Genomic DNA, 25224 nt, shown 5'->3' on the forward strand with positions numbered 1-25224 from the left:
CCGGTGCGGTTCCACCGAATCGTGACGGTTTCGCCACGCAGCGTGCCGCGCGCTCAGCGCGGGGGTGGGAGCCGGGCCAGGAACACGTCGAAGGCGGTCGACTTCACCTTGTTCGGCCCGACGAACGGGTAGTTCATCTCCTTGATCGCGATCAGCGACAGCGCGATCAGCCCGGCCAGCGACAGCACCATCGCCAGGTGCGCCCAGGTGTTGGACAGCCCGAACAGGAAGGTGAAGGCGATGGTGACCACCGCGCCGACGATCAGCGCCACCCACAGCAGCGGCGGCACGCAGTCCTGGATCAGGTTCAGCCGGGCGCGGCGCTTGCTGGCCAGGCCGTCCACGTGGCCGATCAGGTTCTGGTAGATCGCCGACTGCTGGTCGCCGTTCGGGTTGAAGGACAGCGCGTTGTCGCGGATCTGGTACATCAGCTCGGTCGCCCCCGGGTCGCTCCGGTGTCCGGCCATCTCCTGCCACTCGGTGTTCACCACCGCGTGCGCGTAGCTGAGCGTCAGCCCTTCCAGCTGGGCGCCCTGCGGCAGCGGCATCTGGCGGGACATCCAGTAGACCCCGGCGAGCGAGTCCGCCTCGTCGAAGGTGGTCGCCCGCGCGGTCGAGGTGTTCTCCCACACCACGATCACCACGAACGCCACCAGCACCGCGTAGAACGCGCCGACCGCGGCGAAGATGAAGCCCGCCACGTCGTTGCAGTTCACCCGGGCGGGGACGGAGGCGTAGCGCTGCACCAGCAGCATGCAGGCGGCGGTGCTCACCAGCATGCCGACCAGGATGGCCCCATCGACCCAGTTCACGACGACCTCGCTGACCTCGGTGGACACCTGCACGGACACCGCCGGCAGGCCACCGGGCCCGGCGAACGGGGATGGTCCGGCCGGCCGTCAGGCGCCGCCGGACAGCGCGGTGATCGCGAGGAGTGCCGGCGGGCGGACGCGGGGGCGCAGTGGCAAGGTCCGCCCCCAGTGTCCGCGCCTTCCTCCTTGACCTTCCGCGTTGCCCGTGAAGCGGCCTTCGCCCGTCCATCCGCAGAGGAATCTATCGGGCCAAACGGGGCGGACGGGACAAGCTGCGCACCACACGCCCCGGACGGCCCCACCTGTCACCCGGATCGCGCACTGCGGCGTCAACTTCGCCTGACGGGAAGTCAAAAGCGGTCGGAACCCGGTCAATCGTTTCACCCGTGCGCTGCATGCGCCGCCGCGCAGCCGGCCGTACTGTCGGTGCCGGCTGCGACGCTGGGGGGTGGCACCCGCCGAGACCGCCGATCGTGAAACGGAGCTGACGAACCCCGTGCGCCTGGAAGACCTCCCCTACGCCCACCTGCTGCAACGCCACACCGGGCCGCTGCGGGCCGACGTCCGCTACGACACCGTCCACTTCGACGACCTCGACCTGACCGGGCAGCTCGGCGGCGCGACCTTCCTGGAGTGCGCGTTCACCGGCGTCCGCGCGGAGGACGCGAAGCTGCGGCGGGCCGGCTTCAACGAGGTGTGGCTGCACGGCGGGCGACTGGTCGGCGTCGACCTCGCCGAGAGCGAGTGGCAGGACGCCGAGATCGACTCCACAGTGCTGGCCGGCATCTCCGCGTACAGCTCGGCGATCCGCCGCACGGTCTTCCGCGGGTGCAAGCTGGAGGCGGTCAACCTGCGCGGGGCGACGCTGCGCGACGTGGTCTTCGAGGACTGCCTGCTGCGCGACGTCGACCTTGCCGACGCCAAGCTCACCGACGTGACGTTCCCCGGCTCCACGCTGGACGACGTGCGGCTGCGCGGCGCGACGCTCAAGCAGGTGGACCTGCGCCGGGCCGCGAGCCTGTCCCTGCCGGACGGGCACCTGGGGCTGCGGGGGGCGATCATCTCGACGGGCCAACTGCTGGACCTGGCACCGCAGTTCGCTCAGGCGTTGGGGATCACCGTGAAGGGCTGACGGGGGTGTCGGCCGGGTTCTGCCCGCCCGGTGCGGCGTGCCCCCGGTGGGCGTCGCACCCGTCGTTCATCTGGTGGTCCGTACGACGAACGTTCGGTGCAAGTCATGGCCATGCCGCCCCGGTTGCGTGAGGATGCTCGGCGTTCGGGCGCGAGGTGTCTGAACAACATCATCAGCAGCCGAAGGGCGGGCGGGTCAGAGTGGCAGAGCTGAGTCGTAGGAAGTTCATGGCACTGTCGGCGAGCGCGGCGGCCGGTGCGGCGGTCGCCGGGTCGGTGGTCGGGGGCGGGGCGGCTCCGGCGGTCGCGGCGCCGGCGGGGACCACGGGGACGATCACCGACGCCAAGCACATCGTGATCCTGATGCAGGAGAACCGGAGCTTCGACCACTACTTCGGCACGCTCAAGGGCGTGCGCGGCTTCGCGGACCGCTCGGCGATCCAGATATCCGGCGGCTACAGCGTGTTCAACCAGCCGAACCTGCTGGGCCGCCAGTACCCGTGGCAGTTCAGCGCCACCAAGCCGGCCGGCGGTGCGGACCCGGCGCGGCTGGCGCAGTGCAATGGGGACCTGAGTCATGCCTGGGCCGATCAGCACAACGCGTGGAACGGCGGCAAGCTGGACTCCTGGGTGTCCGCCAAGGGCACCGTCCGCACGCTCGGGTACCTGACCAGGGCGGACATCCCGTTCCACTTCGCGCTGGCCGACAACTGGACGGTCTGCGACGCCTACCACTGCTCGGTGCTGAGCGCGACCGGCCCGAACCGCACTTACCACTGGTCCGGCCAGATCGACCCGTCCGGCGCGGCGGGCGGCCCGGCGTACGACGGCGGCGACGAGTCGGGGCTGCGCTGGCAGACGTACGCGGAGGCGCTGGAGAACGCGGGGGTGAGCTGGAAGGTCTACCAGAACGCGGCGGACAACTACGGCGACAACGCCTTGGCGTACTTCAGCCAGTTCTCCTCGGCCCCGGCGGGCAGCGCCCTCGCGGTGAAGGGCATGGGCTCCGTCCCGAAGGTCACCAACAGGACCCCGGACGACATCGTGGCGGCGATCAAGGCGGACGTGCTGGCGGGCACCCTGCCGCAGGTGTCGTGGATCGTGCCCGACCAGGCCTCCTCGGAGCACCCGTACGCCACGCCCACCGACGGCGCGCACTTCGTGCACAACGTGATCGACGCGCTGAACGCCGACCCGAACGTCTTCAACTCCTCGATCCTGTTCGTCAATTACGACGAGAACGACGGCTTCTTCGACCACGTCCCGCCGCCGGCCGCGCCGGCCGGCACCGCCGGGGAGTTCTACAGCGGCGTCAACATCGGTCTGGGGTTCCGCGTCCCGATGCTCGCGATCTCGCCGTGGAGCCGCGGCGGCTGGGTGTCCTCGGAGACGTTCGACCACACCTCGGTGCTGCGCTTCCTGGAGAAGTGGACGGCCGCCCAGGGCAGGCCCGCGACCTGCGTGAACATCTCGGACTGGCGGCGCCGGGTGTGCGGCGACCTGACCGGCCTGTTCGACTTCGCCAACCCGGTGTACGGGATGCCCGCGCTGCCCGACACCTCGGCGACCATCGGCCTGGCCGCCTGCGGCCCGCTGCCCAACCCGGCCCCGGTCAACAACCAGCTGCCCGCGCAGGAGGCCGGCACCCGTCCGGCGCGTGCGCTGCCGTACCAGCCGGTGGCGAACCTGGACCACCTGGAGTTCGGCTCCGCCGGGGTGACGAAGGTCTGGATCGCGATGTCCAACGCGGGCAGCGCCACCAGCCACTTCGCGGCCTACGCCAACGCCTACCGCTCCGGTGGCCCCTGGCAGTACACGGTGGACCCGGGCGCGGCGACCAGCGACTTCTTCAACTGCGGCACCGGCTACGGCGGGGGCAAGTACGACCTGACGGTGGTCGGCCCGAACCGCTTCCTGCGCCGCTTCACCGGGGACGCCACCGCCGCCGGCAAGAACGCCGCCGTCACCGTGACGTACGCGCCCGCCCCCGACACCGGCAAGCTCGCCGTCTGGTTCAAGTTCGCCAACGCGGGCGCCGCCGCGGTGACGTTCACCGTCACCTCGACCAACTACCGCACCGACGGCCCGTGGACCTACCAGGTCGCCCCGGGGGCTGCCGTCAGTGACTTCTTCAACGCGGCGGCCTACACCAACGGCTGGTACGACTTCACGGTGACGGTCAGCGGCGACGCCAGTTGGTCGCAGCGCTTCACCGGCCACCTGGAGACCGGTTCCGCCTCGATCTCCGGCTGACGCGGGACCGGACAGGCGTCACACCGCGTGCAGGCCGTGTGCGGCGAAGGCGTCGCACGCGGCCCGCACCTGTTCCCGGGTCGGGGCGGGGGTGTCGGCGAGGGTGAACTCGCGGCCCAGCGCGTCCCACTTGGCCCGGCCGAGCTTGTGGAAGGGGAGGACGTCGACCCGGGAGACGTTGCCGAGGCCGGCGGCGAACGCGGCGACCCCGGCGACGTTCTCCGGCGGGTCGGTGAGGCCGGGGACCAGCACGAAGCGCAGGTGGACCTCCTTGCCGAGGGCGGCCAGCCGGCGGGCGAAGTCCAGCGTGGGTTCGAGCCGCCGGCCGGTCAGACGGCGGTACAGCTCGCGGTCCCAGGACTTGATGTCGAGCAGGACGAGGTCGGTGTCGGCGAGCAGCGCGTCACTCGCCCGGGCGCCGAGGAAGCCCGAGGTGTCGAGCGCGGTGTGCAGGCCCAGCTCGTGCTTGAAACGGTGCAGCAGCTCGCCGGCGAAGCGCGGCTGGAGCAGGGGTTCGCCGCCGGAGAGGGTGGCGCCGCCGCCGGCGGCGTGGATGAACGCGGCGTACCCGGCGGCCTCGGCGACCACCTCGTCCGCGGTCGTCCGCCTGCCGTTGCGCAGTCGCCGGGTGTCGGGGTTGTGGCAGTACAGGCAGTTCAGCGGGCACCCGGCGAGGAACGCCACGAACCGGGTGCCGGGGCCGTCCACGCCGGTCGACAGGTCCCAGGAGTGCACCGAGCCACTGGCCTTCGGAACAGCGGTGGTCACGGTGGCGCCTCCTGGGACCTGTCGACGAAGGCTCAGAGCGAGCCGTGGAAGGTGCGGTTGACGACGTCCAGCTGCTGCTCCCTGGTCAGCCGGACGAAGTTGACCGCGTAGCCGCTGACCCGGATGGTCAGCTGCGGGTACTTCTCGGGGTGGGCCATGGCGTCCAGCAGGGTGTCCCGGTTCAGCACGTTGACGTTCATGTGGAACCCGCCGACGGCCGTGTACCCGTCCAGGACGCCCGCCAGGTTGCGCACCCGCTCCTCGCGGGTGCGGCCCAGCGCGTCGGGGGTGACGGTGTTGGTCAGCGAGATGCCGTCTTCGGCCGCGTCGTAGGGGAGTTTCGCCACCGACATGGCGCTCGCCACGTAGCCGTGGGTGTCGCGGCCGTTCATCGGGTTGGCGCCCGGGGAGAACGGTTCGCCGGAGCGGCGGCCGTCGGGGGTGGAGCCGGTCTTCCTGCCGTAGACCACGTTCGAGGTGATGGTCAGCACCGACTGGGTGTGCTCGGCGCCCCGGTAGGTGGGGTGCTTGCGGACCTTGCGCATGAACTCCTCGACCAGCTCTACCGCCAGCTGGTCCACCCGGTCGTCGTTGTTGCCGTACGCCGGGTACTCGCCCTCCACGGTGTAGTCGACCGCCAGGCCGGACGCGTCGCGCACCGGCCGCACCGTCGCGTACCTGATCGCCGACAGCGAGTCCGCCGCCACCGCGAGGCCGGCGATGCCGCAGGCCATGGTGCGCCGCACGGCGCGGTCGTGCAGGGCCATCTCCAGGCGCTCGTACGCGTACTTGTCGTGCATGTAGTGGATGACGTTCAGCGCGTGCACGTACGTCTCGGCCAGCCACTCCAGCTGCCGGTCGAAGCGGGCCGACACCTCCTCGTGGTCGAGGACTTCGGAGGTGATCGGGCCGGTGTCGGGGCCGACCTGCTCGCCGGTGATCTCGTCCCGTCCGCCGTTGATCGCGTACAGCAGCGTCTTGGCGAGGTTGACCCGGGCGCCGAAGAACTGCATCTGCTTGCCGACCTCCATCGCGGAGACGCAGCAGGCGATCGCGGTGTCGTCGCCGAAGCGCGGGCGCATCAGCTCGTCCGACTCGTACTGCACGCTGGAGGTGTCGACGGACACCTGCGCGCAGAACTCCTTGAAGCCCCGGGGGAGTTCCGGCGACCAGAGCACCGTCAGGTTGGGCTCGGGGGCCGGGCCCAGGTTGTACAGGGTCTGCAGGTAGCGGAACGAGGTGCGGGTGACCAGCGGGCGGCCGTCGGCGCCGATGCCGCCGATCGACTCGGTGACCCAGGTCGGGTCCCCGGAGAACAGCTCGTCGTACTCGGGGGTGCGCAGGAAGCGGACGATCCGCAGCTTGATCACGAAGTCGTCGATCAACTCCTGGGCCTGGCGCTCCGTCAGCCGGCCGTCGGCCAGGTCGCGTTCCAGGTAGACGTCCAGGAAGGTCGAGGTGCGGCCGAGCGACATGGCCGCGCCGTTCTGCTCCTTCACGGCCGCCAGATAGGCGAAGTACAGCCACTGGACGGCCTGTTGGGCGGTGGCGGCCGGGCCGGAGAGGTCGTGGCCGTAGCTCGCGGCCATCGCCTTGAGCTCCCCCAGGGCGCGGATCTGCTCGGAGAGTTCCTCGCGCTCCCGGATGGTGTCCTCCAGCGCGCGGGGGTCGCGCGGCGCGGCGTCCAGGCCGGCCTTCTCCTCGCGCTTGGCGGCGATCAGCCGGTCCACGCCGTACAGCGCCACCCGCCGGTAGTCGCCGATGATCCGGCCCCGCCCGTACGCGTCCGGCAGGCCGGTGACGACGCCGGCCTTGCGGGCGGCCCTGATCTCGGGGGTGTAGGCGTCGAACACGCCCGCGTTGTGGGTCTTGCGGTGGACGGTGAAGAAGGCCGCCAGCTCCGGGTCCACCGGGTAGCCGTACGTCTCCAGCGCGCCGGCGACCATCCGCCAGCCGCCGTTCGGCATGATCGCCCGCTTCAGCGGGGCGTCGGTCTGCAGGCCGACGATCAGCTCGTTGTCCCGGTCGATGTACCCGGGGGCGTGCGCGGTGATGGTGGACGGCGTGTCCCAGGAGATGTCCAGGACGCCCTTGGCGCGCTCCGCGGGGAACAGGTCGGTGATCCGCCGCCAGATCGCCGCGGTCCGTTCGGTCGGACCGGACAGGAATGCGGCGTCGCCCTCGTACGGGGTGTAGTTCCGCTGGATGAAGTCGCGGACGTCGACGGCGTCCCGCCACAGGCCGCCCTTGAAGCCGTCCCAGGCACCGCCGTGGGTGCGCTCCGCATGCTGCGTGGTCATTGCCCCGCCTCCCGCCTCTCGCCTACGGGCACCATTGTGAAACGATTCACATGTGCACATGGGCTCGAAAAGTCCTGATCAGCGGGACCTTCGTCCTCGAAGTCGGCAGGCCGCGCGCACTCACACCGCCCGGTCGTCGCCGTAGTACGCCTGCGTCATCAGCCGCCGCAGGTCCCGCAGCATCGGCAGCCGCGGATTGGCCGGCGCGCACTGGTCCTCGTACGCGTTCATCGCCTGCCGCTCCAGCCCGGCCAGGAACGCGGCCTCGTCCACCCCCGCCTCCTTGAACGAACGCGGCATGCCGACCCGCTCGCGCAGCTCCTCCACCGCCAGCGCCAGCGACTCCACGCCCTGCTCGGGAGTGTCGGCGGCCAGGCCCAGCGTCCGGGCGATCTGCCGGTAGCGCTCCGGCGCCGAGTAGCTCCGGTACTTCGGCCAGCCCGTCACCCTGGCCGGCGCGCCGCCGTTCCAGCGGATCACGTGCGGCAGCAGCAGCGCGTTGGCCCGCCCGTGCGCCACCCGGAAGGTCGCGCCCAGGGTGTGCGCCATCGCGTGCACCGCGCCCAGGAACGCCGAACCGAACGCTATGCCCGCGATCGTCCCGGCGTTGTGCATCCGCTCCCGCGCCACCGGGTCGTTCGGGCCGTCGTGGACCGCCGCCGCCAGGTTCTCGAAGACCAGCCGGACGCCCTGCAGCGCCAGGCCGTCGGTGAAGTCGTTGGCGTACACCGACACATACGTCTCGATGCAGTGCGTCAGCGCGTCGAAACCGGAGTCCGCCGTCACCGCCGCCGGCAGGTCCGTGGTGAGCGCCGGGTCCACGATCGCCACCGTCGGAGTCAGCGCGTAGTCCGCCAGCGGGAACCTCCGCCCGGTCTCCGGGTCGGTCACCACCGCGAACGGGGTGACTTCGCTGCCGGTGCCCGACGTGGTCGGCACGCACACCAGCTTCGCCCGCTCGCCCAGGTCGGGGAAGGCGAAGGCACGCCGGCGGATGTCGAAGAACTTCTCCTTCAGGTCCGCGAACTCCACCTCCGGGTGCTCGTACATCAGCCACATCACCTTCGCCGCGTCGATCGGCGCACCGCCGCCCAGCGCCACGACGGTGTCCGGCCGGAAGCCGCGCATCAGCTCCGCGCCCTTCTCCACCGTCGCGACGCTCGGGTCCGGCTCGACGAAATCCACCACCCGCACCTCCACCGGCTCCGACCGCCGGCGCAGCACCTCCCGGACCCGCTCCAGGTGGCCGATCTCCACCATCGTCCGGTCGGTCACGACCACCACCCGGCGGGCGCCGCGCATGTCCGCCAGGTACGACAGCGAGCCCCGCTCGAAGAAGATCTTCGGCGGGACCTTGAACCACTGCATGTTGGTGCTGCGCCGCCCGATCCGCTTGACGGTGACCAGGTGCAGCGCCGACGCGTTCCCCGACACCGACGTGCGGCCCCGGGAGCCGCAACCCGGCGTCAGCGACGGCAGGAACGCCTGGTAGACGTCGCCGATGCCGCCCTGCGAACTCGGCGCGTTCCAGACGATCCGGCAGGCCCGCACCCCGGCGCCGAACTCCTCGGCGAATGCCGCGTCCGCGGTGTGCACCGCCGCCGAATGCCCCGGGCCGTCGAACTCCACCAGCCGCGCCGCGAGTCCGACGCCCTGCGCGCGCGACCCGGCCCGCAGGACCGCCAGCACCGGGCAGGGCTTCGGCCCGGTCAGCGGCTCCGCCCCGCCCACGTCGGCGACCTCCGCCAGGATCACCGAGGTGTCCTCCGGCACCTCGAAGCCCGCCGCCCGGGCGACCGCCTGCGCCGACTGCCCGGCCGGCTCGGCGTCCCCGCCGAACAGGTACCGCTCCAACAGCGCCTTCTCCTCCGGGCCCGCCAGGTGCGCCCGCAGCGTCCGGAACTCCGCCAGCGCCGCGTCGTACACCTCGTCGTCCAGGATCACCGCCTGCTCGGCGGCGCACATCATCCCGTTGTCGAAGGACCGCGACAGCACGATGTCGTTCACCGCGCACTTCAGATCGGCGCTCTTCTCCACGTACGCCGGAACGTTCCCCGCGCCCACGCCCAGCGCCGGCTTCCCGCACGAATACGCCGCCCGCACCGTCGAGTTGCCGCCGGTGGCCAGGATCGTCGCCACCCCTTCGTGCCGCATCAGCGCCTCGGTCGCCGCCGTCGACGGCCGGTCGATCCACTGCACGCAGTGCGCCGGGGCGCCCGCCGCGACCGCCGCGTCCCGGACGATCCGGGCCGCCTCCGCCGAGCAGCGCTGCGCCGACGGGTGGAAGGCGAACACGATCGGGTTGCGGGTCTTCAGTGCGATCAGCGCCTTGAAGATCGTGGTGGAGGTCGGGTCGGTCGCCGGGGTCAGCGCGGCCACCACGCCCACCGGCTCGGCGATCTCCACGATCCCGTCGAGCTCGTCCCGGGCGATCACCCCGACCGTCCGCATCCCGGCCGTCGCGTGCGTGACGTGCTCGCAGGCGAAGACGTTCTTCACCGCCTTGTCCTCGAACACCCCGCGCCCGGTCTCCTCGACCGCCGACGCCGCCAGCCGGGTGTGCGCGGCGAGCGCGGCCAGCGAGGCCTTCCGCACGATCCGGTCCACCCGCTCCTGGGTGAGACCCGCGTACTCCTGCAGGGCCTGGCGCCCGCCCCGGACCAGGGCGTCGACCGCTTCCTCGGTGGAGCTCTCGGTGTGACCGGACATGGCGCGCTCACCTCTCGGGGTGCGGCTGCGGGGCGCCCCGGCGGCACGGCCGGGACCGGTTGACCCCCTCAGCCTCGGGTGGCGGGGCGCGCGGCGGCCACGTCCGGGGCCTGCGATCCGCCCGAAAACATCGACCATCTCCCTTGTTGTGCACGGCAGTTCGGTCCCGACCCCGGCGCGGCTGCGGTCTGGGCCGGGCGGGTGAGCCGGGGCCGTCCGGGTGCGACGCCCGGGGGCCGGTGCGAGGGTGGGCGGAGCCCGCACGGGTGCGTGTGACCGATCCCCGGCGGCGTACCGTGACAAGTGAGGCACCGAAGCAGGGGGGCGCCCACCCGAGGAGGAGACATGGGCATCTTCGACAGGTTCCGCCACCACCCCGCCCAGCCGCCCGCCCCCGACCCCGCCGAACGGGCCGCGCTCGCCCACGACGAGGCCGCCGACGCCTTCGGCGACCGTGCGGAACGCGCCCGCGACGACGCCGAACGCCGAGTCCGGCAGGACCGCGAGGACCGCGAGGCCGCCGAGAACATGACCTCCGAGGGCGACCCCTGGAGCTGACCCCGACCAGCGGACCGCCGGCGCCCCGCGGGTGCCGGCGTTCGCCTGTCCGGGGCCGTCGACGGGCGGCCCGGACGCCGTGACAGTCCGGTGACAGGAGGTGTACGTCCCAGGGACGTGGAACCGGAAGGATCTCTCTTGCGCGACGGACCGGGCCGGGGGGAATCGGCCGGCCGGACGCGACCTCCACGCCTCGGCGTCCACTCTCTCGAACCCCAGGGGTACACCATGACCACCCGTCGGCCCGTGCCGTCCACCGCTTCCGTGACGAAGGCCGCCGCCGTCGCCGCGCTGATGCTCGCCGCCACCGGCGTGGCCGGTGGCACCGCCTGGGCGGACAGCCGGCCGCTGATCCCGTGCTCCTTCGGCGAGGTCAAGCTGCCGGGCGAGACGGCGGTCGAAGGCGCGACCCACAACGGGACGGTGCAGCTCAAGACCACCGTCGACCCGAAGCCGCAGGTCAAGGACGGCAAGGCGACCTGGCGGGTGCGGATCACCGAGACGAACCGGACCGGGGCCGCGTACCAGCACGTGACGGTGGTGCCGGTGGTGTTCACCCAGCTCGGCGTGATGAACCCCGACAACACCACGGTGTCCTGGGTGCACGACGGCAAGACGGTCGAACTGCCCACGCGGCTGGGCTGCGACCCGGCGATCTGGGGCGCCTCGGGCGCGCTGGACCGGCCGCTGGCGGACGGCGAGACGTCCACCGTCGAGCTGACGGTCACCACGTCGACCTCGGTCGCGGAGAAGGTCAAGTACTACATGATCTCCGCGGCCGCCGCGGCGGACGGCGACACCACCCCGACGAGCAACATCGTCGACCTGCCCGCGTTGACCCCGACCGCCCCGGCGAGCCCGAAGCCCAGCGGGTCGACCACCCCGACCGCGGCGCCCGGCACCGGCGCGCCGGCGAGCCCCGCGCCCTCCGCGTCCACCACGACCACCGCGCCCCCGGTGACCGCCACGCCCTCCGCGTCCGCCACCGCGGACACCCCGGAGCTCGCCTCCACCGGCAGCAACACCGGCGTCCTGGCCGCCACCGCGGCCGCCCTGGTCGCCGCGGGCGGCGCGATCCTCCTGACCGTCCGTCGGCGGTCCCGCCGCCACGGCTGACCGGCGCACCGACGTGGCCGACCCCGGCGGGGGTCGGCCACGTCGGCGTTCCGGGGGCGCCGCGGGTCTACGGCCGTGGCGGCAGCGGCGGGCGGCGGAGGTTCGGACGGGCGGCGGTGGGCGGCGGGGGCGCGGCGGCGGGGGTGGTGGTGAGCAGGTCGAGGGCGAGGGTGACGGCGGCGGCGAGGTCGGTGTGCTCGCCGCGCGCCCAGTCGCGCGGGGTGCGGACCACCTCGATGTCGGGGGCGACGCCGCGGTTCTCGATCGAGAAGCCGACGCCGCCGGTGAACCAGGAGGCGGTCTTCGGGACGGAGATCTGGGTGCCGTCGCCGAGCGCGTGCCGGCCGGTCATGCCGACCACGCCGCCCCAGGTGCGGGTGCCGACCACCGGGCCGAGCGAGAGCGCCTTGATCGCGGCGATGATGACGTCGCCGTCGGAGCTGGTGGCATGGTCGGCGAGCGCCACCACGGGGCCGCGCGGCGCGTCCCGGGGCCAGCGGACCGGCTGCCGGCCGCGGGTGAAGTCCCAGGCCAGGACGCGGCGGCGGAGCTTCTCCAGGACCAGCTCGGAGACATTGCCGCCGGCGTTCCCGCGGACGTCCAGCACCACGGCGGGGTGGGCGAGTTCGGAGCGGAGGTCGCGGTTGAACTGGGCCCAGCCGGAGCCGCCGAGGTCCGGGATGTGCAGATAGCCGCACACGCCGTTGCTGAACTCCCGCACCAGGCTCCGCCGTTTGGCCACCCAGTCCTGGTAGCGGATGGGCCGCTCGTCGGTGAGCGGGGTGACGGCGATCCGGCGCAGCCGCTCGCCCTGGCGGATCGTCAGCTCCACCGTGGTGCCGCCCGTTCCGGCCAGCAGCGGCGTGGGGCCGCGCACCGGGTCGGGCGGGCGGCCGTCCACGGCGAGCAGCTCGTCGCCGTCGCGCAGACCGTAACCGGCGAGCGGCGCACGGGCCTTGGGGTCGGAGGACTCGCCGGGCAGGATCCGGTCGACCAGCCAGCGGCCGTCCGGGTCGCGGTGCGCGTTGGCGCCGAGCAGGCCGAGCGGCAGCTGGGCGAGCGCGGGCCCCTCGCCGCGCCGGGACGGGGTGACGTAGGCGTGCGAGGTGCCGAGCTCGCCGAGCAGCTCGCGCAGCAGGTCGGCGAAGTCGTCGGGGGAGGCCACCCGGTCCAGCAACGGGGCGTACTGGTCGGTGAGTTCGGGCCAGTCGAGGCCGCACATGCCGGCGTCCCAGAACTGGTCGGCGACGATCCGGGCCGCCTCGAAGTACGACTGCCGCCACTCGGCGGCCGGGTGTGCGGTGTGGGTGATCCGGCGCAGGTCGACGGCGAGCGGCGCGCCGGGCGCGGACAGCAGGTACAGCTTGAGCGAGCCGGCCGAGAACACCGACACCGCCGAGCCGTCGGCGGACACCGCGAAGCCGTCCAACTGCTCGACCAGCGTGCTGCGGCGGCCCCGGGCCAGGTCGAAGAACTCCAGCGCCGGACGGCCGGAGGTGTCCTCCGGGTTGGCGAAGGTCTGGCCGAGCGCGCCGGAGATCGGCCAGCGCAGCCACACCACGCCGCCGCGCACCGGCGCCGTCGCCGAGTACTTGGAGGCGATCACCGGGAACGGCACCAGGCGCTTGCTCAGCCCCTCCTCGTCCACCCGCACGGTGCCGTCGCCGGTGGCCTCCTCCGGGTCCAGGCCGACCGGCGGGCGGCCCTCCGCCGGGGAGGCGAACGGCGACGGGGTGTCGGCGGCCAGCGGCACCAGGTACGGGCGGCAGCCGAGCGGAAAGGACAGGTCGCCGGTGTGCACGTCGTGCACCGGGTCGAAGCCGCGCCAGGACAGGAACACCAGGAACCGGCCGTCCCGGGTGAACACCGGATGCTCGTCCTCGAACCGGCCGCCGGTCACGTCGATCGCCCGCTCCGGCCGGTCCACCCGGGCCAGCCGGACCGCCCGCAGCGAGCGGCCCGCGACCGGCTGCGACCAGGTCAGCCACTGCGAGTCCGGGGAGAACGCCGGGCTGGAGACCGGCCCGAACCGGGACGCGGCGACCTCGGTGACGCCGCCCTCGGCGGTGTCCACCAGCAGCAGCCGGCCGTCCGAGCAGGCCACCGCGAGCCGGTTGCCGTCGGGGGACGCGGACAGCTCCTGGACCCGGCCGATCCGGCCCGACGCGATCAGCCGGTGCGGGACCTGCGGGTCCGTCGCACCGTCCCGGCCGGGCAGCGGCGCCAGCTCGATCGCGTCCTCGCCCTCCGCGTCGGTCACCCAGGCCGCCTGCCCGCCCCAGCCGAGCACCAGCGGCAGCCGGCAGCGCACCCCCGGCGTGTCGGCCAGCACCCGGGCCGGGCCCTCCCGGTGGGTCAGCCAGTACAGCGAGCCGCGCACATTGATCACCCCGGCCCGGCCGGTGGCGTCGCAGGCCAGGTCCTTGACGTTGTTCGCCGCGCTCACCTGGTACGGGCGACGGCCGGTCCGGGCCCCGCCGAGCGGCACCTCCAGGCGGCGCGGTTGCGGCGCGTCCAGGCCGTCCAGCAGCCACAGGTCGCCGGCGTGCTGGTAGACGATCCTGGTCCCGTCGGTGGCGGCCTCCCGCGCGTAGTAGGTGGCGTGGTCGGTGTGCCGGCGCAGGTCGGTGCCGTCCGGACGGACCGAGTACACGTTGCCGACGCCCTCGTGGTCGGACAGGAACGCCACCCTGGTCCCCGCCGGGGTCGCCACCGGCATCGGCGCGGCCAGGTGCCCCGGCAGGTCCGGCAGCAGCAGGTCGTGGTCCACCCACAGCCGCCCCTTCGCGCCGCCCCGGTAGCGCTTCCAGGCCGCCGGCTCGTGCGGAGCGGCATCGGTCAGCAGCACCGTGTGACCGGAGCCCATCTGCGCGTCCGCGACCGGCCCCCACGGCATCCGGCGCCCCGGCGAACCGTCCGGCGGCAGCTCCCACGCCCAGGTGTAGTGCGCGAACGGCTCGTGGTACGAGCTGACCGCCAGCACGTCCCCGTTCGGCAGCCAGCCGCGCACCCGGGTGTCCTGGCTCCCCCAGTACGTCAACCGGGTCGCCGAACCGCCCGCCACCGGGGCGGTGAACACCTCCGGCGTCAGCGCGAACCAGCTCGTCCAGGCCAGCGAGGCGCCGTCCGGCGAGAGCCTGGGGTGGCTCACCCTGGTCCGGTCGGCACTGACCCGCCAGGCCCGCCCGACCCCGCCGTCCCCGCCGAGCGGCGCCACCCAGACGTCGTCCTCGGCGGTGAAGGCGAGCAGACCGTCGCGTACATGGGGGAAACGCAGATATCCGGGCACCACTCCATGGTTCGATCGGCGGCCGGGGCCCGCAAACGCGGTCGGCCCGGGCGACGGGAGCGGGGGAGCACACGGCGCAGGCACCGGAGCGGTTGCGGCGGATCCGGGCGGGGCCTCGGCGTCGATCCGGAACGGGTGCGGCTGATCGGGGACCTGGGCGCCGACCTGCCGATCGCGCTGGACTTCCGGACCGAACCGCCCCGGGTGCTGTTCATCGGCGACGGCGGCCGGCGGGTGGTCGCCGCCGACTTCGACGAGCTGGGGGAGAAGCTGACCGGCCGTCAGTGAACGCCCGCCGCCGGTGCATTGACAGGGACCGGCCGGGTTCGGTTCAGTGGTCTAGTCCAACTCCCAGGGTGCGTGCCGGTGCGGCGGCACGACCCGGGCCGGAACCCCCACAGTCCGGCGGGCGGAGACGGGCGTCCCCCACACAGAGGCAGGAGCATCCCCACATGCGCACTCCCGGAAGAAAGCGGCTGCTCGCCGCCGGAACGGCCTGGGCGGTGGCGGCCGCAGGCGCGGTCGCGATCAGCTTCGGTCTGAGCGGGTCGGCCTCGGCCGGCGAATTCCTGGTCAACGGCGGTTTCGAGTCCGGCACGCTGAACCCCTGGACCTGCAGCGGCAGCACCGGCAGCGTCGTCACCGGCCACGCCCGCACCGGCACCTACGCGCTGGCCGGCGCGGCCTCGGCCACCGACACCGCCCAGTGCACCCAGACCGTCGCCGTCGCCCCCAACACCACGTACACGCTCAGCGCGTACGTCAACGGCGCGTACGTCTACCTCGGCGTCGACGGTGGCGCCTCGACCTGGACGCCCAGCACCGGAGGCGCCTACCAGAAGCTCGCCGTCAGCTTCACCACGACCGCCACCCAGACCTCGGCGACCGTCTTCACCCACGGCTGGTACGGGCAGGGCACCTACTACGCGGACGACATCTCGCTCGACGGGCCCGGCGCGCCGGCCTCGCCGAGCGCGTCCGTCCCCGCGTCCCCGTCTCCGTCCGTCTCCGCGTCCGCCTCGGCCTCGGCCTCCGCGTCTCCGTCCACGTCGGCGTCCGCTTCGGCTTCGGCCAGTCCGTCGAGCTCGGCGAGCACTCCGCCGCCGCCGCCCGGGAGCCACGCGCTGGTCGGGTACCTGCACGCGAGCTTCGCCAACGGCGCCGGGTACATGAAGATGTCGGACGTGCCGGACAGCTGGGACATCATCGACCTGGCCTTCGGCGAGCCGGACTCCATCACCTCCGGCAACATCCACTTCAACCGCTGCCCGGTCGCCCAGTGCCCGGGCGTGGAGTCCGACGCCGACTTCAAGACGGCGATCGCCGCCAAGCAGGCCAAGGGCAAGAAGGTGCTGCTGTCGATCGGCGGCCAGAACGGCGAAGTGCAGCTCACCACCACCGCCGCGCGGGACGCCTTCGTCTCCTCGGTCTCCTCGATCATCGACAAGTGGGGCCTGGACGGTCTCGACATCGACTTCGAGGGGCACTCGCTGTCGCTGAACACCGGCGACAACGACTTCAAGAACCCGACCACGCCGGTGATCACCAACCTGATCTCCGCCGTGAAGACCTTGAAGGCCAAGTACGGGGCGAACTTCCAGCTGACCATGGCGCCGGAGACGTTCTTCGTCCAGCTCGGCTACCAGTACTACGGCTCGGGCCCCTGGGGCGGCCAGGACCCGCGGGCCGGCGCCTTCCTGCCGGTCATCTACGCGCTGCGGGACGACCTGACGCTGCTTCACGTCCAGGACTACAACTCGGGGTCGATCATGGGCCTCGACAACCAGTACCACAACATGGGCGGCGCGGACTTCCACATCGCGATGACCGACATGCTGCTCGCGGGCTTCCCGGTGGCCGGCAACACCGCCAACATGTTCCCGGCGCTCAAGCCCTCCCAGGTCGCGATCGGCATGCCCGCGAACACCTACGCGGGCAACGGCTACGTCGCCCCGTCGGTGGTCAACCAGGCCCTCGACTGCCTCACCAAGGGCACCGGCTGCGGCTCCTACACCCCGCGGGCCGGCAAGCAGCCGAACCTGCGCGGCCTGATGACCTGGTCGATCAACTGGGACAACTACAACAAGAACGAGTTCTCGAACAACTTCCACAGCTACTTCGGCTGACAGCTCCGCAGGGAGAAGAGGCCGGCTGCCGCATGCGGCAGCCGGCCCCGGCCGTTCGCCCGCGGCGGGCCTCGGCGGCTCCCCGCACCCCCTGCGGTCCTTCCCTCCCCCGGCCCGCCGCAGGCGGTGGCGGCGGTCGCGGGCGGTCGCCCGGGTGGGGGCGGGTGCCTAGCCTGAGGGGAGGAGGTGGTGGTGATGCTGGGAGATGCGCCGTTGTGTGCGGTGATTCCGGTGACCGACCTCGGGCGGGCGAAGGGGTACTACGGCGGGACGCTCGGGCTGGAGCTGGTGGCGGAGGGAGTGGACGTCACGTTCCGGTCCGGGGGCTGTGAGTTCTCGCTGTACGAGACGCCCTACGGGGGCCGGGCCGGGCACACGTTGGCCAGTTGGAAGGTCGCCGATCTGGACACCGAGATGATCGAACTGCGCGGTCGTGGCGTGGTGTTCGAGGAGTACGACCAGCCGGGGCTGAAGACCCTGAACGGCGTCGCGGAGGTCGACGGCATGCGGGCCGCCTGGTTCAAGGACCCGGACGGCAACGTGCTGTGCGTCAATGAGCGGCGTCCGGCCTGAGCGGAACAACGCAGAAGGCCCCTCACCGGAGTGAGGGGCCTTCGTGCCGTCTGTGCGCCGCCAGGGACTCGAACCCCGGACCCGCTGATTAAGAGTCAGCTGCTCTAACCAACTGAGCTAGCGGCGCTTGCTGACGGAGAGAACACTACCTGGTCAGCGCCGGAAACACACAATCGGTCCGGTTGGGGCGGGAACGTATGCTGAACCGGGCCATCCGCTTCCGTCGAGAGGAACCATCGTGGGCCAGCTGTCACTGCTTTTTCTGGTGCTGCTCGCCTCAGTGGTGACGATGCCGTTGGCGCGGAAGACACGGATCCCGCAACCGGTGCTGATGACCATGGTCGGTCTGGTGTTCGCGGTGGTGCCGCAGATTCCCAACGTGGAGATCGACCCGGAGTTCATCCTCCCGCTGGTGCTGCCGCCGCTGATCTTCGCGGTCGCGCGGCGTTCCTCGGTGCGGTACTTCAAGGCCAACATCCGGTCGATCCTGCTGCTGGCGGTCGCGCTGGTGATCGTCACGACCACGGCCGTCGCGGGCGTGTTCTCCTGGCTGGTGCCGGCCGCGCCGCTCGCCGCCGCGGTGGCGCTGGGCGCGCTGGTCTCGCCGCCCGACCCGGTGGCCGCCGTCGCGGTGGCCGGCGAGGTCGGGCTGCCGCGCCGGCTGGTCGCGGTGCTGGAGAGCGAGGGCCTGTTCAACGACGTCACCGCGATCGTCGTGTACTCGCTGGCGATCGAGGCGGTGGTCGACGGCGACCTCTCGGTGGGGCACGCGGTGCTGCGGTTCCTGCTGTCCGCGGTGGTCGCGGTGGTGGTCGGCGTCGGCCTGGGCTGGGCCAACGCCAAGCTGGCCGGGCTGCTGGAGGACCCGACCCAGCAGGTGGCGCTGAACCTGCTGGTGCCGTTCGCCGCGTACGCCCTGGCGGAGGAGGCGCACGGCTCGGGCGTGCTCGCCGTGGTGGTCTGCGCGCTGTACCTGGCGGACCGGGCGACCGACGCCGACGAGGTGTCGTACCGGCTGGTCGGCAACGCGTTCTGGGAGATCGTCGAGACCCTGATCACCGGCGTCGCGTTCGGCCTGATCGGCCTGGAGCTGTCCACCGTCCTGCGGGACGTCAAGGACACCTGGCACACCATGCTCGGCGACACCGCGATCGTGATCGCCGTGGTGGTCGTGGTCCGACTGCTGTGGCTGCTGCCCGCCGCCTGGCTGTCCAAACGGCTCAGCCACGGCGACGAGGACACCCCGATCAGCTGGCGGGAGACCGTGGTGCTGTGGTGGTCCGGCATGCGCGGCGTGGCCACCGTCGCGCTGGCCCTCGCCATTCCGCTGACCCTGCACAACGGGCTGGACTTCCCGGCCCGCAGCGAGATCATCTTCATCGCCTTCAGCGTGGTCCTGTTCACCCTGGTGGTGCAGGGCCTGACGCTGCCGTACGTGGTGAAGCTGCTCGGCATGGACAGCGGCCACGACGCCCACGAGCAGGCCGTCAGGGACCTGTGGTGGCGGGCCGCCAAGGCCGGACTGCACCGGCTGACCGAGCTGGAGGAGCAGGACCAGCTGCCGCCGGAGATCACCGACCGGCTGCGCGAGCGCCAGCACGACCGGCTGGCCCGGCTCTGCCCGGACCGGTACGAGGAGGAGGAGGCGCTGGAGGCGAAGCGCCGCGGCAAGAAGTGGCGGCAGGCGTTCGCGGTCGAGCAGGAGATGATCGCCGCGTCCCGCCGCGAGGTGCTGATCGCCCGCGGCGAGGCCGGCGCCGACCCCGAGATCGCGGACCACGTGCTGCGGACGCTCGACCTCCAGTCGGCCAGGAAGTGACGGTCCGTCGACCGGCGGGTGTGCAAGCGAGTGGATGTCCCGGCCGGGCGCTCCGCAGGGAATAGGGTTGGGCCGGGCAGAGCTGACGACGGATGAGGCTGACGCACCGTACCGGCCGGCCCAGCGCAACCCGCCCGCCGGACCTGCCGGTATCGGCACCCGCATGACGCAAGGAGCAAGCGATGTCGGACACCCCCGCCAACGGCCGGACCCCGTTGGACCGCACTCCGCAATGGGCCGCGCTGGGCAAGCACCGGGCCGAGCTCGGCGACCGGCACCTGCGTGAGCTGTTCGCCGCCGACCCCGACCGGGGCAGCCGCTACACCCTCCAGGTCGGCGACCTCTTCGTCGACTACTCGAAGCACTTGATCACCGACCGCACCCTCGGCCTGCTGCGCGAGCTCGCCGCTGCCACCGGCGTCGCCGAGCTGCGGGACGCCATGTTCCGCGGCGAGAAGATCAACACCACCGAGAACCGGGCCGTCCTGCACACCGCGCTGCGCGCCCCGCGGGAGGCGGTCGTCGAGGTCGACGGGGAGAACGTCGTCCCCGCCGTGCACGCGGTGCTGGACAAGATGGCCGACTTCTCCGAGCGGGTGCGCTCCGGCGCCTGGACCGGGCACACCGGCAAGCGGATCCGCAACGTCGTCAACATCGGCATCGGCGGCTCCGACCTCGGCCCGGCGATGGCCTACGAGGCGCTGCGCTCCTTCACCGACCGGGACCTGACGGTCCGTTTCGTCTCCAACGTGGACGGCGCGGACCTGCACGAGGCGGTGCGCGACCTGGACGCCGCCGAGACGCTGTTCATCGTCGCCTCGAAGACCTTCACCACCATCGAGACCGTCACCAACGCGGTCGCCGCCCGCAGCTGGCTGCTGGAGCAGCTCGGCGCGGGCGAGGAGGCCGTCGCCAAGCACTTCGTGGCGCTGTCCACCAACGCGCAGGGCGTCGCCGACTTCGGCATCGACACCGCCAACATGTTCGAGTTCTGGGACTGGGTGGGCGGCCGCTACTCGTACGACTCGGCGATCGGCCTGTCGCTGATGATCGCGATCGGCTCGGAGCGCTTCCAGGAGATGCTGGCCGGCTTCCACCTGGTCGACGAGCACTTCCGCACCGCGCCCGCCGAGCAGAACGTCCCGCTGCTGCTGGGCCTGCTCGGGGTCTGGTACGGCGCGTTCTTCGACGCCCAGGCGCACGCGGTGCTGCCGTACTCGCACTACCTGTCGAAGTTCACCGCGTACCTCCAGCAGCTCGACATGGAGTCCAACGGCAAGTCGGTGGACCGCGACGGCCGCCCCGTCGACTGGCAGACCGGCCCCGTGGTGTGGGGCACCCCCGGCACCAACGGGCAGCACGCCTACTACCAGCTGCTGCACCAGGGGACGAAGGTCATCCCGGCCGACTTCCTGGGCTTCGCCCGCCCGGTCGACGACCTCCAGGCCGGCCTGGTCGCCCAGCACGACCTGCTGATGGCCAACTTCTTCGCGCAGACCCAGGCACTGGCGTTCGGCAGGACCGCCGAGGAGGTCGCGGCCGAGGGCGTGCCCGCCGAGCTGGTTCCGCACAAGACCTTCCGCGGCAACCACCCGACCACCACCATCCTGGCCGACGAGCTCACCCCGCACGTGCTCGGCCAGCTGATCGCCCTCTACGAGCACAAGGTGTTCGTCCAGGGCGCGATCTGGAACATCGACTCCTTCGACCAGTGGGGCGTCGAGCTCGGCAAGGTGCTGGCCAAGAAGATCGAGCCGGTGCTGCTGACCGGCGAGGGCACCGAGGCGCTGGACGCCTCCACCGCGTCCCTGGTCGGCCGCTACCGGGAGCTGCGCGGCCGAAAGTAGGCGCTTCGCACGAAGGCCCCGGGGAGCGTTCCCCGGGGCCTTCGTCGTCCCCCGCGTCAGCTGATGCGCGCCAGCAGGGAGTCCGCGTGCGCCGAGATGAGCGCGCGGGCCAGCTCCGGGTCGGGGACGGCGAGGGCGTCGGCGAGCGCCCGGTGTTCGGCGTGGTCCTCGTCGGCGTGCGCGGGAGTCGCGGTGGCGGCGGCGGAGATGCGTATCTGACGGTCCCACAGGGTCTCGTACAGGGAGGTCAGGACCGGGTTGCCGGCCGCCCGCAGCAGGGCCAGGTGGAAGTGCCGGCCGGCCTCCACCGGGTGCGGGTCGCGGTGCTCGCAGGCGGCGCGCAGCTCGGCCGCGGCGGCGGTCAGCGCGTCCGGGCCGCGCTCGGCCAGGGCGTCGACGGCGGCGCGTTCGAACAGCACCCGGGCGGCCAGCACGTTCCGGGCCTCGCCCGGGGCGATCGGGACGACCTGCGCGCCGCGCTTCGGGTACAGGCGCAGGAAGCCCTCCGACTGCAGGCGCAGGAACGCCTCCCGGACGGGGGTGCGGGACAGGCCCAGCTCGATCGCGACCACGCCCTCGGAGAGCAGCGTGCCGCCCGGCCAGGAGCCGTCGAGCAGCCGGGTTCGGACGTGCTGGTAGGCCCGCTCCGCGGTGGACTGCGGGTCGGCGGCGGAGGGCGCGGCGGCTTCGGTCACGCCGCCATTCTGCCGCAATCCCGCCTTGCATCCAAGCTTGCATCTATGATGCCAACATGCCTCCGAACGACCCCCACCCATCCACCGCCCTGTTCGTGACCTGCCTGAACGACACCCTGTTCCCCGGCACCGGCCGCGCCACCGTCACCCTGCTGCGCCGCCTCGGCGTCGAGGTGGACTTCCCGCCGGCCCAGAGCTGCTGCGGGCAGATGCACTTCAACACCGGCTACCGCAAGGAGACCGCCAAACTGGCGCGGCACTTCGTGGACACCTTCGGCGGCTACGAGCAGATCGTGGTGCCCTCCGCGTCCTGCGCCGGAATGCCCGCCGAGGCCTACCCCCTGGCGGCGGTGGACGACCCCGGGCTGGCCCGGGCCGTCGCCGAACTCGCGCCCCGGGTGGTCGAACTGACGGAGTACCTGACCGACCGGCTGGGCGTCGTCGAGGTCGGCGCGTACTTCCCGCACCGGGTCACCTACCACCCGACCTGCCACAGCCTGCGGGCCACCGGACTGGGGGAGCGGCCCTACAGGCTGCTGCGCGCCGTCCGGGGCATCGACTTCGTCGAACTGCCCGCACAGGACGAGTGCTGCGGCTTCGGCGGCACCTTCTCGGTGAAGAACCCGGCCGTCTCCGGCGCGATGAACGGCGACAAGGCCCGGCACGTGCTGGAGACCGGCGCGTCCGTACTGGCCGCCGTCGACAACTCCTGCCTGATGAACATCGGCGGCCGGCTCACCAAGGACGGCCACCCGGTGCGCACCCTGCACCTGGTGGAGATCCTGGCCCGGACCGAACAGGACGGGCCGCTGCCCGGCGTCCCCGTGGTGGAGAGTGCGCGATGACGAGGTCGTTCCTGGGCTGGCCGGCGTTCCCGGAGGCCGCCGAACGCGAGGTCGGCAACCGGCAACTGCGGGAGAACGTCCGCCGCGCCACCCACACCATCCGCGGCAAGCGGGCGGTCCTGGCCGCCGAACGCCCCGACTGGGAGGAACTGCGCGACGCCGCCGCCGGGATCAAGGACCAGGTGCTGGCCAACCTGGAGGAGTACCTGCTCCAGGTGGAGGAGAAGGTCACCGCGGCCGGCGGTACCGTGCACTGGGCCCGCGACGCCGCCGAGGCCAACCGGATCGTCACCGACCTGGTCCGGGCCACCGGCGAACGCGAGATCGTCAAGGTCAAGTCGATGCTCACCGAGGAGATCGGCCTCGACGCCGCCCTCGAGGCCGCCGGCATCAACGCCCGCGAGACCGACCTCGCCGCCACCATCGTCCAACTCGGCGACGACCTGCCCTCGCACGTCGTGGTGCCCGCACTGCACCGCAACCGCAGCGAGATCCGCGACATCTTCGTCCGCGAAATGGGCCGGCACGGCCGCCCCGCACCCGAAGGGCTCACCGACGAACCCGCCGAACTCGCCGAAGCGGCCCGGCTGCACCTGCGGGAGAAGTTCCTCGGCGCGAAGGTCGCCGTCTCCGGCGCCAACTTCCTGGTCGCCGAGACCGGCACCCTGGTGGTCGTCGAATCCGAGGGCAACGGCCGGATGTGCCTCACCCTCGCCGACACCCTGATCTCCGTCGTCGGCATCGAGAAGACCGTCCCCCGCTGGCAGGACCTCGAAGTCTTCCTGCAACTGCTCGCCCGCAACGCCACCGGCGAACGGATGGCCCCCTACACCAGCACCTGGACCGGCACCACGGACGGCGACGGCCCGGGGACCTTCCACCTCGTCCTGGTCGACAACGGCCGCACCCGCGCCCTCGCCGACCCGACGGGCCGTCAGGCCCTGCGCTGCATCCGCTGCGGCGCCTGCATGAACATCTGCCCCGTGTACGAGCGCACCGGCGGCCACGCCTACGGCTCCGTCTACCCCGGGCCGATCGGCGCGATCCTCAACCCGCTGCTCAAGGGCCTCGACGACCCGCAGACCGCCTCCCTGCCGTACGCCTCCACCCTGTGCGGCGCCTGCAACGACGTCTGCCCGGTGCGGATCCGCTTCACCGACGTGCTGCTCGACCTGCGCGCCCAGGTCGCCGACGGCGGGAAACACCCCGTCGAACGCGCCGCGCTCGGCGCCGTCGGCGGCGTGATGGAGCATCAGGCCGCCTGGAAGGCCGCCGTGAAGAGCATCGGCGTGGTCGGCCCGCTGCTGCTGCCCCGGCGGATCAGCCTGCCCGGCCCGCTCGGCGGCTGGACCGACAGCCGTACCCTCCCCGCCATCCCCCGGGAGTCCTTCCGCAGCTGGTGGAAGCGGACCGAAGGAGACACCAAGTGACCGACGCCCGCACCGAGATCCTCCGCCGGATCCGCGCCGCCGCCGTCCCGCCCGCCCCGGCCGCGCCCCGGCAGTACCTGCGGCACGCCCCCGGCCTCGACCGGGCCGACCGCCCCGCCGTGCTCGACCTGTTCGCCGAACGGCTCAACGAGTACGGGGCGGCCGTGCTGCGCGCGGACGACGCCGGCGCCGCCGTGGCCCGGGCCCTCGACGGCGCACGCAGCGTGGTGGTGCCCGCCGGGCTGCCCGACGCATGGACCGCCGACTGGACCGGCGACATCCGCCCCGACCGGCCGCCGCTGGACACCGCCCGACTCGACGCCACCGACGCCGTGCTGACGGCCTGTACCGCCGCCGTCGCCGAATCCGGCACCCTGATCCTCGACGGCGGACCCGGCCAGGGCCGGCGCGCCGCCACCCTGCTGCCCGACCTGCACGTCTGCGTGGTCCGCGCCGCCCAGGTGCACTCCGCGCTGCCCGGCGCGCTCGCCGCCCTCGACCCGGCGCGCCCGCTCACCTTCATCAGCGGGCCGTCCGCCACCGCCGACATCGAAATGATCCGGGTCAGAGGCGTCCACGGACCGCGCCGACTGTCCGTGGTCCTGCTGCCCTGACCTGGGCGATCAGCCCTCCGGGGTCGGCGCCACCGAGGCCGTCGGCCCCGCCGGGCGCGGCGCCGGACCGTGCTGCGCCGTGTACACCAGCCCGAACCCCAGGCCGGCCGCCAGCGTCACCGCCCCCGTCCACACGGACACCCGCCGCAACCGCCGCTGGATCCCGTCCCGCCGATGGGCGCGCAACGCGGCCGCCTCGGCCTCGGCAAGCTCGGCGTCGAGCCAGGCCGCCCAGTCGGAATACAGGTCGTCGGACGCCATGACCGGGACATTAGCAGTCCTTTACGCACATCCGATCGAGACCGCGCGGGCCTGCCGGGACGCCCCGGGACGCCCCGG

General features: G+C 72.5%; 19 protein-coding genes and 1 tRNA gene. 12 read left to right on the forward strand and 8 right to left on the reverse strand.

Translation table 11 applies throughout. The features are described from left to right. Positions 1-53: 53 nt before the first annotated feature. On the reverse strand, positions 54-851 hold the full coding sequence (locus tag ACIQF6_RS27615; RefSeq protein ID WP_400899645.1) for a hypothetical protein: 798 nt from the start codon (positions 849-851) through the stop codon (positions 54-56). Between the two features lie 457 nt (positions 852-1308). On the opposite strand from ACIQF6_RS27615, the gene ACIQF6_RS27620 reads away from it, so the two are divergent. Together ACIQF6_RS27620 and ACIQF6_RS27625 are read left to right on the forward strand one after the other, a co-directional pair. Further along, the gene (locus ACIQF6_RS27620; RefSeq protein ID WP_400899647.1) at positions 1309-1944 is read left to right on the forward strand and encodes a pentapeptide repeat-containing protein; all 636 of its coding nucleotides are present in this window, start codon (positions 1309-1311) and stop codon (positions 1942-1944) included. Positions 1945-2144: 200 nt separating this feature from the next. Then, entirely contained in the window at positions 2145-4196 is a 2052-nt protein-coding gene (locus tag ACIQF6_RS27625; protein WP_400899649.1) for a phosphocholine-specific phospholipase C, read from the forward strand. A gap of 18 nt (positions 4197-4214) precedes the next feature. On the opposite strand, the gene pflA is transcribed toward ACIQF6_RS27625, so the two are convergent. The 3 genes from pflA to adhE all read right to left on the reverse strand — a co-directional run bounded on the left by pflA (position 4215) and on the right by adhE (position 9973). Continuing rightward, a complete protein-coding gene (gene pflA / locus ACIQF6_RS27630; protein ID WP_400899651.1) occupies positions 4215-4964 on the reverse strand; it encodes a pyruvate formate-lyase-activating protein in 750 nt (249 codons plus the stop codon). A 32-nt stretch (positions 4965-4996) separates the two neighbouring features. Continuing rightward, positions 4997-7264: a formate C-acetyltransferase gene (gene pflB / locus ACIQF6_RS27635; RefSeq protein WP_400899653.1), complete on the reverse strand. Its 2268-nt coding sequence runs from the start codon at positions 7262-7264 to the stop codon at positions 4997-4999. 120 nt (positions 7265-7384) lie between these two features. Next, positions 7385-9973: a bifunctional acetaldehyde-CoA/alcohol dehydrogenase gene (gene adhE / locus ACIQF6_RS27640; RefSeq protein WP_400899655.1), complete on the reverse strand. Its 2589-nt coding sequence runs from the start codon at positions 9971-9973 to the stop codon at positions 7385-7387. Positions 9974-10318: 345 nt separating this feature from the next. Here adhE and ACIQF6_RS27645 point away from each other — a divergent pair, with 345 nt between their 5' ends. Then, positions 10319-10531, forward strand: coding sequence for a hypothetical protein (locus ACIQF6_RS27645; protein ID WP_400899657.1), 213 nt, complete (start codon positions 10319-10321; stop codon positions 10529-10531). Between the two features lie 228 nt (positions 10532-10759). Then, positions 10760-11647 carry an LPXTG cell wall anchor domain-containing protein gene (locus ACIQF6_RS27650; RefSeq protein WP_400899659.1) on the forward strand — a complete coding sequence of 296 codons (888 nt, stop codon included), beginning with the start codon at positions 10760-10762 and terminating at the stop codon, positions 11645-11647. Positions 11648-11714: 67 nt separating this feature from the next. On the opposite strand, the gene ACIQF6_RS27655 is transcribed toward ACIQF6_RS27650, so the two are convergent. Then, positions 11715-14939 carry a S41 family peptidase gene (locus ACIQF6_RS27655; protein ID WP_400899661.1) on the reverse strand — a complete coding sequence of 1075 codons (3225 nt, stop codon included), beginning with the start codon at positions 14937-14939 and terminating at the stop codon, positions 11715-11717. A 132-nt stretch (positions 14940-15071) separates the two neighbouring features. Here ACIQF6_RS27655 and ACIQF6_RS27660 point away from each other — a divergent pair, with 132 nt between their 5' ends. The 3 genes from ACIQF6_RS27660 to ACIQF6_RS27670 all read left to right on the forward strand — a co-directional run bounded on the left by ACIQF6_RS27660 (position 15072) and on the right by ACIQF6_RS27670 (position 17635). Further along, positions 15072-15224 carry a hypothetical protein gene (locus ACIQF6_RS27660; protein WP_400899663.1) on the forward strand — a complete coding sequence of 51 codons (153 nt, stop codon included), beginning with the start codon at positions 15072-15074 and terminating at the stop codon, positions 15222-15224. Positions 15225-15388: 164 nt separating this feature from the next. Next, the gene (locus ACIQF6_RS27665) at positions 15389-17062 is read left to right on the forward strand and encodes a chitinase (protein WP_400899665.1); all 1674 of its coding nucleotides are present in this window, start codon (positions 15389-15391) and stop codon (positions 17060-17062) included. Between the two features lie 195 nt (positions 17063-17257). Next, positions 17258-17635: a VOC family protein gene (locus tag ACIQF6_RS27670; RefSeq protein WP_400899769.1), complete on the forward strand. Its 378-nt coding sequence runs from the start codon at positions 17258-17260 to the stop codon at positions 17633-17635. A 53-nt stretch (positions 17636-17688) separates the two neighbouring features. Here the strand turns inward: ACIQF6_RS27670 and ACIQF6_RS27675 are convergent. Then, a tRNA-Lys gene (locus ACIQF6_RS27675) sits at positions 17689-17762 on the reverse strand. A 111-nt stretch (positions 17763-17873) separates the two neighbouring features. Here ACIQF6_RS27675 and ACIQF6_RS27680 point away from each other — a divergent pair. Both ACIQF6_RS27680 and pgi read left to right on the forward strand, forming a co-directional pair. Further along, positions 17874-19454, forward strand: coding sequence for a Na+/H+ antiporter (locus ACIQF6_RS27680; protein ID WP_400899667.1), 1581 nt, complete (start codon positions 17874-17876; stop codon positions 19452-19454). 182 nt (positions 19455-19636) lie between these two features. Beyond that, positions 19637-21301 (forward strand): glucose-6-phosphate isomerase, encoded by a 1665-nt coding sequence (gene pgi, locus ACIQF6_RS27685; protein ID WP_400899669.1) that lies wholly within the window; start codon positions 19637-19639, stop codon positions 21299-21301. Positions 21302-21357: 56 nt separating this feature from the next. Here the strand turns inward: pgi and ACIQF6_RS27690 are convergent, their stop codons facing one another. Continuing rightward, a complete protein-coding gene (locus ACIQF6_RS27690; RefSeq protein ID WP_400899671.1) occupies positions 21358-21996 on the reverse strand; it encodes a GntR family transcriptional regulator in 639 nt (212 codons plus the stop codon). Positions 21997-22052: 56 nt separating this feature from the next. On the opposite strand from ACIQF6_RS27690, the gene ACIQF6_RS27695 reads away from it, so the two are divergent. The 3 genes from ACIQF6_RS27695 to ACIQF6_RS27705 are packed head-to-tail and all read left to right on the forward strand — an operon-like array spanning position 22053 to position 24885. Next, the gene (locus tag ACIQF6_RS27695; RefSeq protein WP_400899673.1) at positions 22053-22841 is read left to right on the forward strand and encodes a (Fe-S)-binding protein; all 789 of its coding nucleotides are present in this window, start codon (positions 22053-22055) and stop codon (positions 22839-22841) included. Continuing rightward, a complete protein-coding gene (locus tag ACIQF6_RS27700) occupies positions 22838-24271 on the forward strand; it encodes a LutB/LldF family L-lactate oxidation iron-sulfur protein (protein WP_400899675.1) in 1434 nt (477 codons plus the stop codon). The genes ACIQF6_RS27695 and ACIQF6_RS27700 overlap by 4 nt, the downstream gene beginning before the upstream one ends. Next, complete coding sequence (locus ACIQF6_RS27705) at positions 24268-24885, forward strand: lactate utilization protein C (protein ID WP_400899677.1); 618 nt, start codon at positions 24268-24270, stop codon at positions 24883-24885. Before ACIQF6_RS27700 ends, ACIQF6_RS27705 begins: the two co-directional genes overlap by 4 nt. A 9-nt stretch (positions 24886-24894) precedes the next feature. Here the strand turns inward: ACIQF6_RS27705 and ACIQF6_RS27710 are convergent, their stop codons facing one another. Further along, entirely contained in the window at positions 24895-25146 is a 252-nt protein-coding gene (locus tag ACIQF6_RS27710; RefSeq protein ID WP_400899679.1) for a hypothetical protein, read from the reverse strand. Between the last annotated feature and the right edge of the window lie 78 nt (positions 25147-25224).

Origin of the sequence: Kitasatospora sp. NPDC092948 (assembly GCF_044754805.1) — a bacterium.
In the GTDB taxonomy this organism is placed as follows: Bacteria; Actinomycetota; Actinomycetes; order Streptomycetales; family Streptomycetaceae; genus Kitasatospora.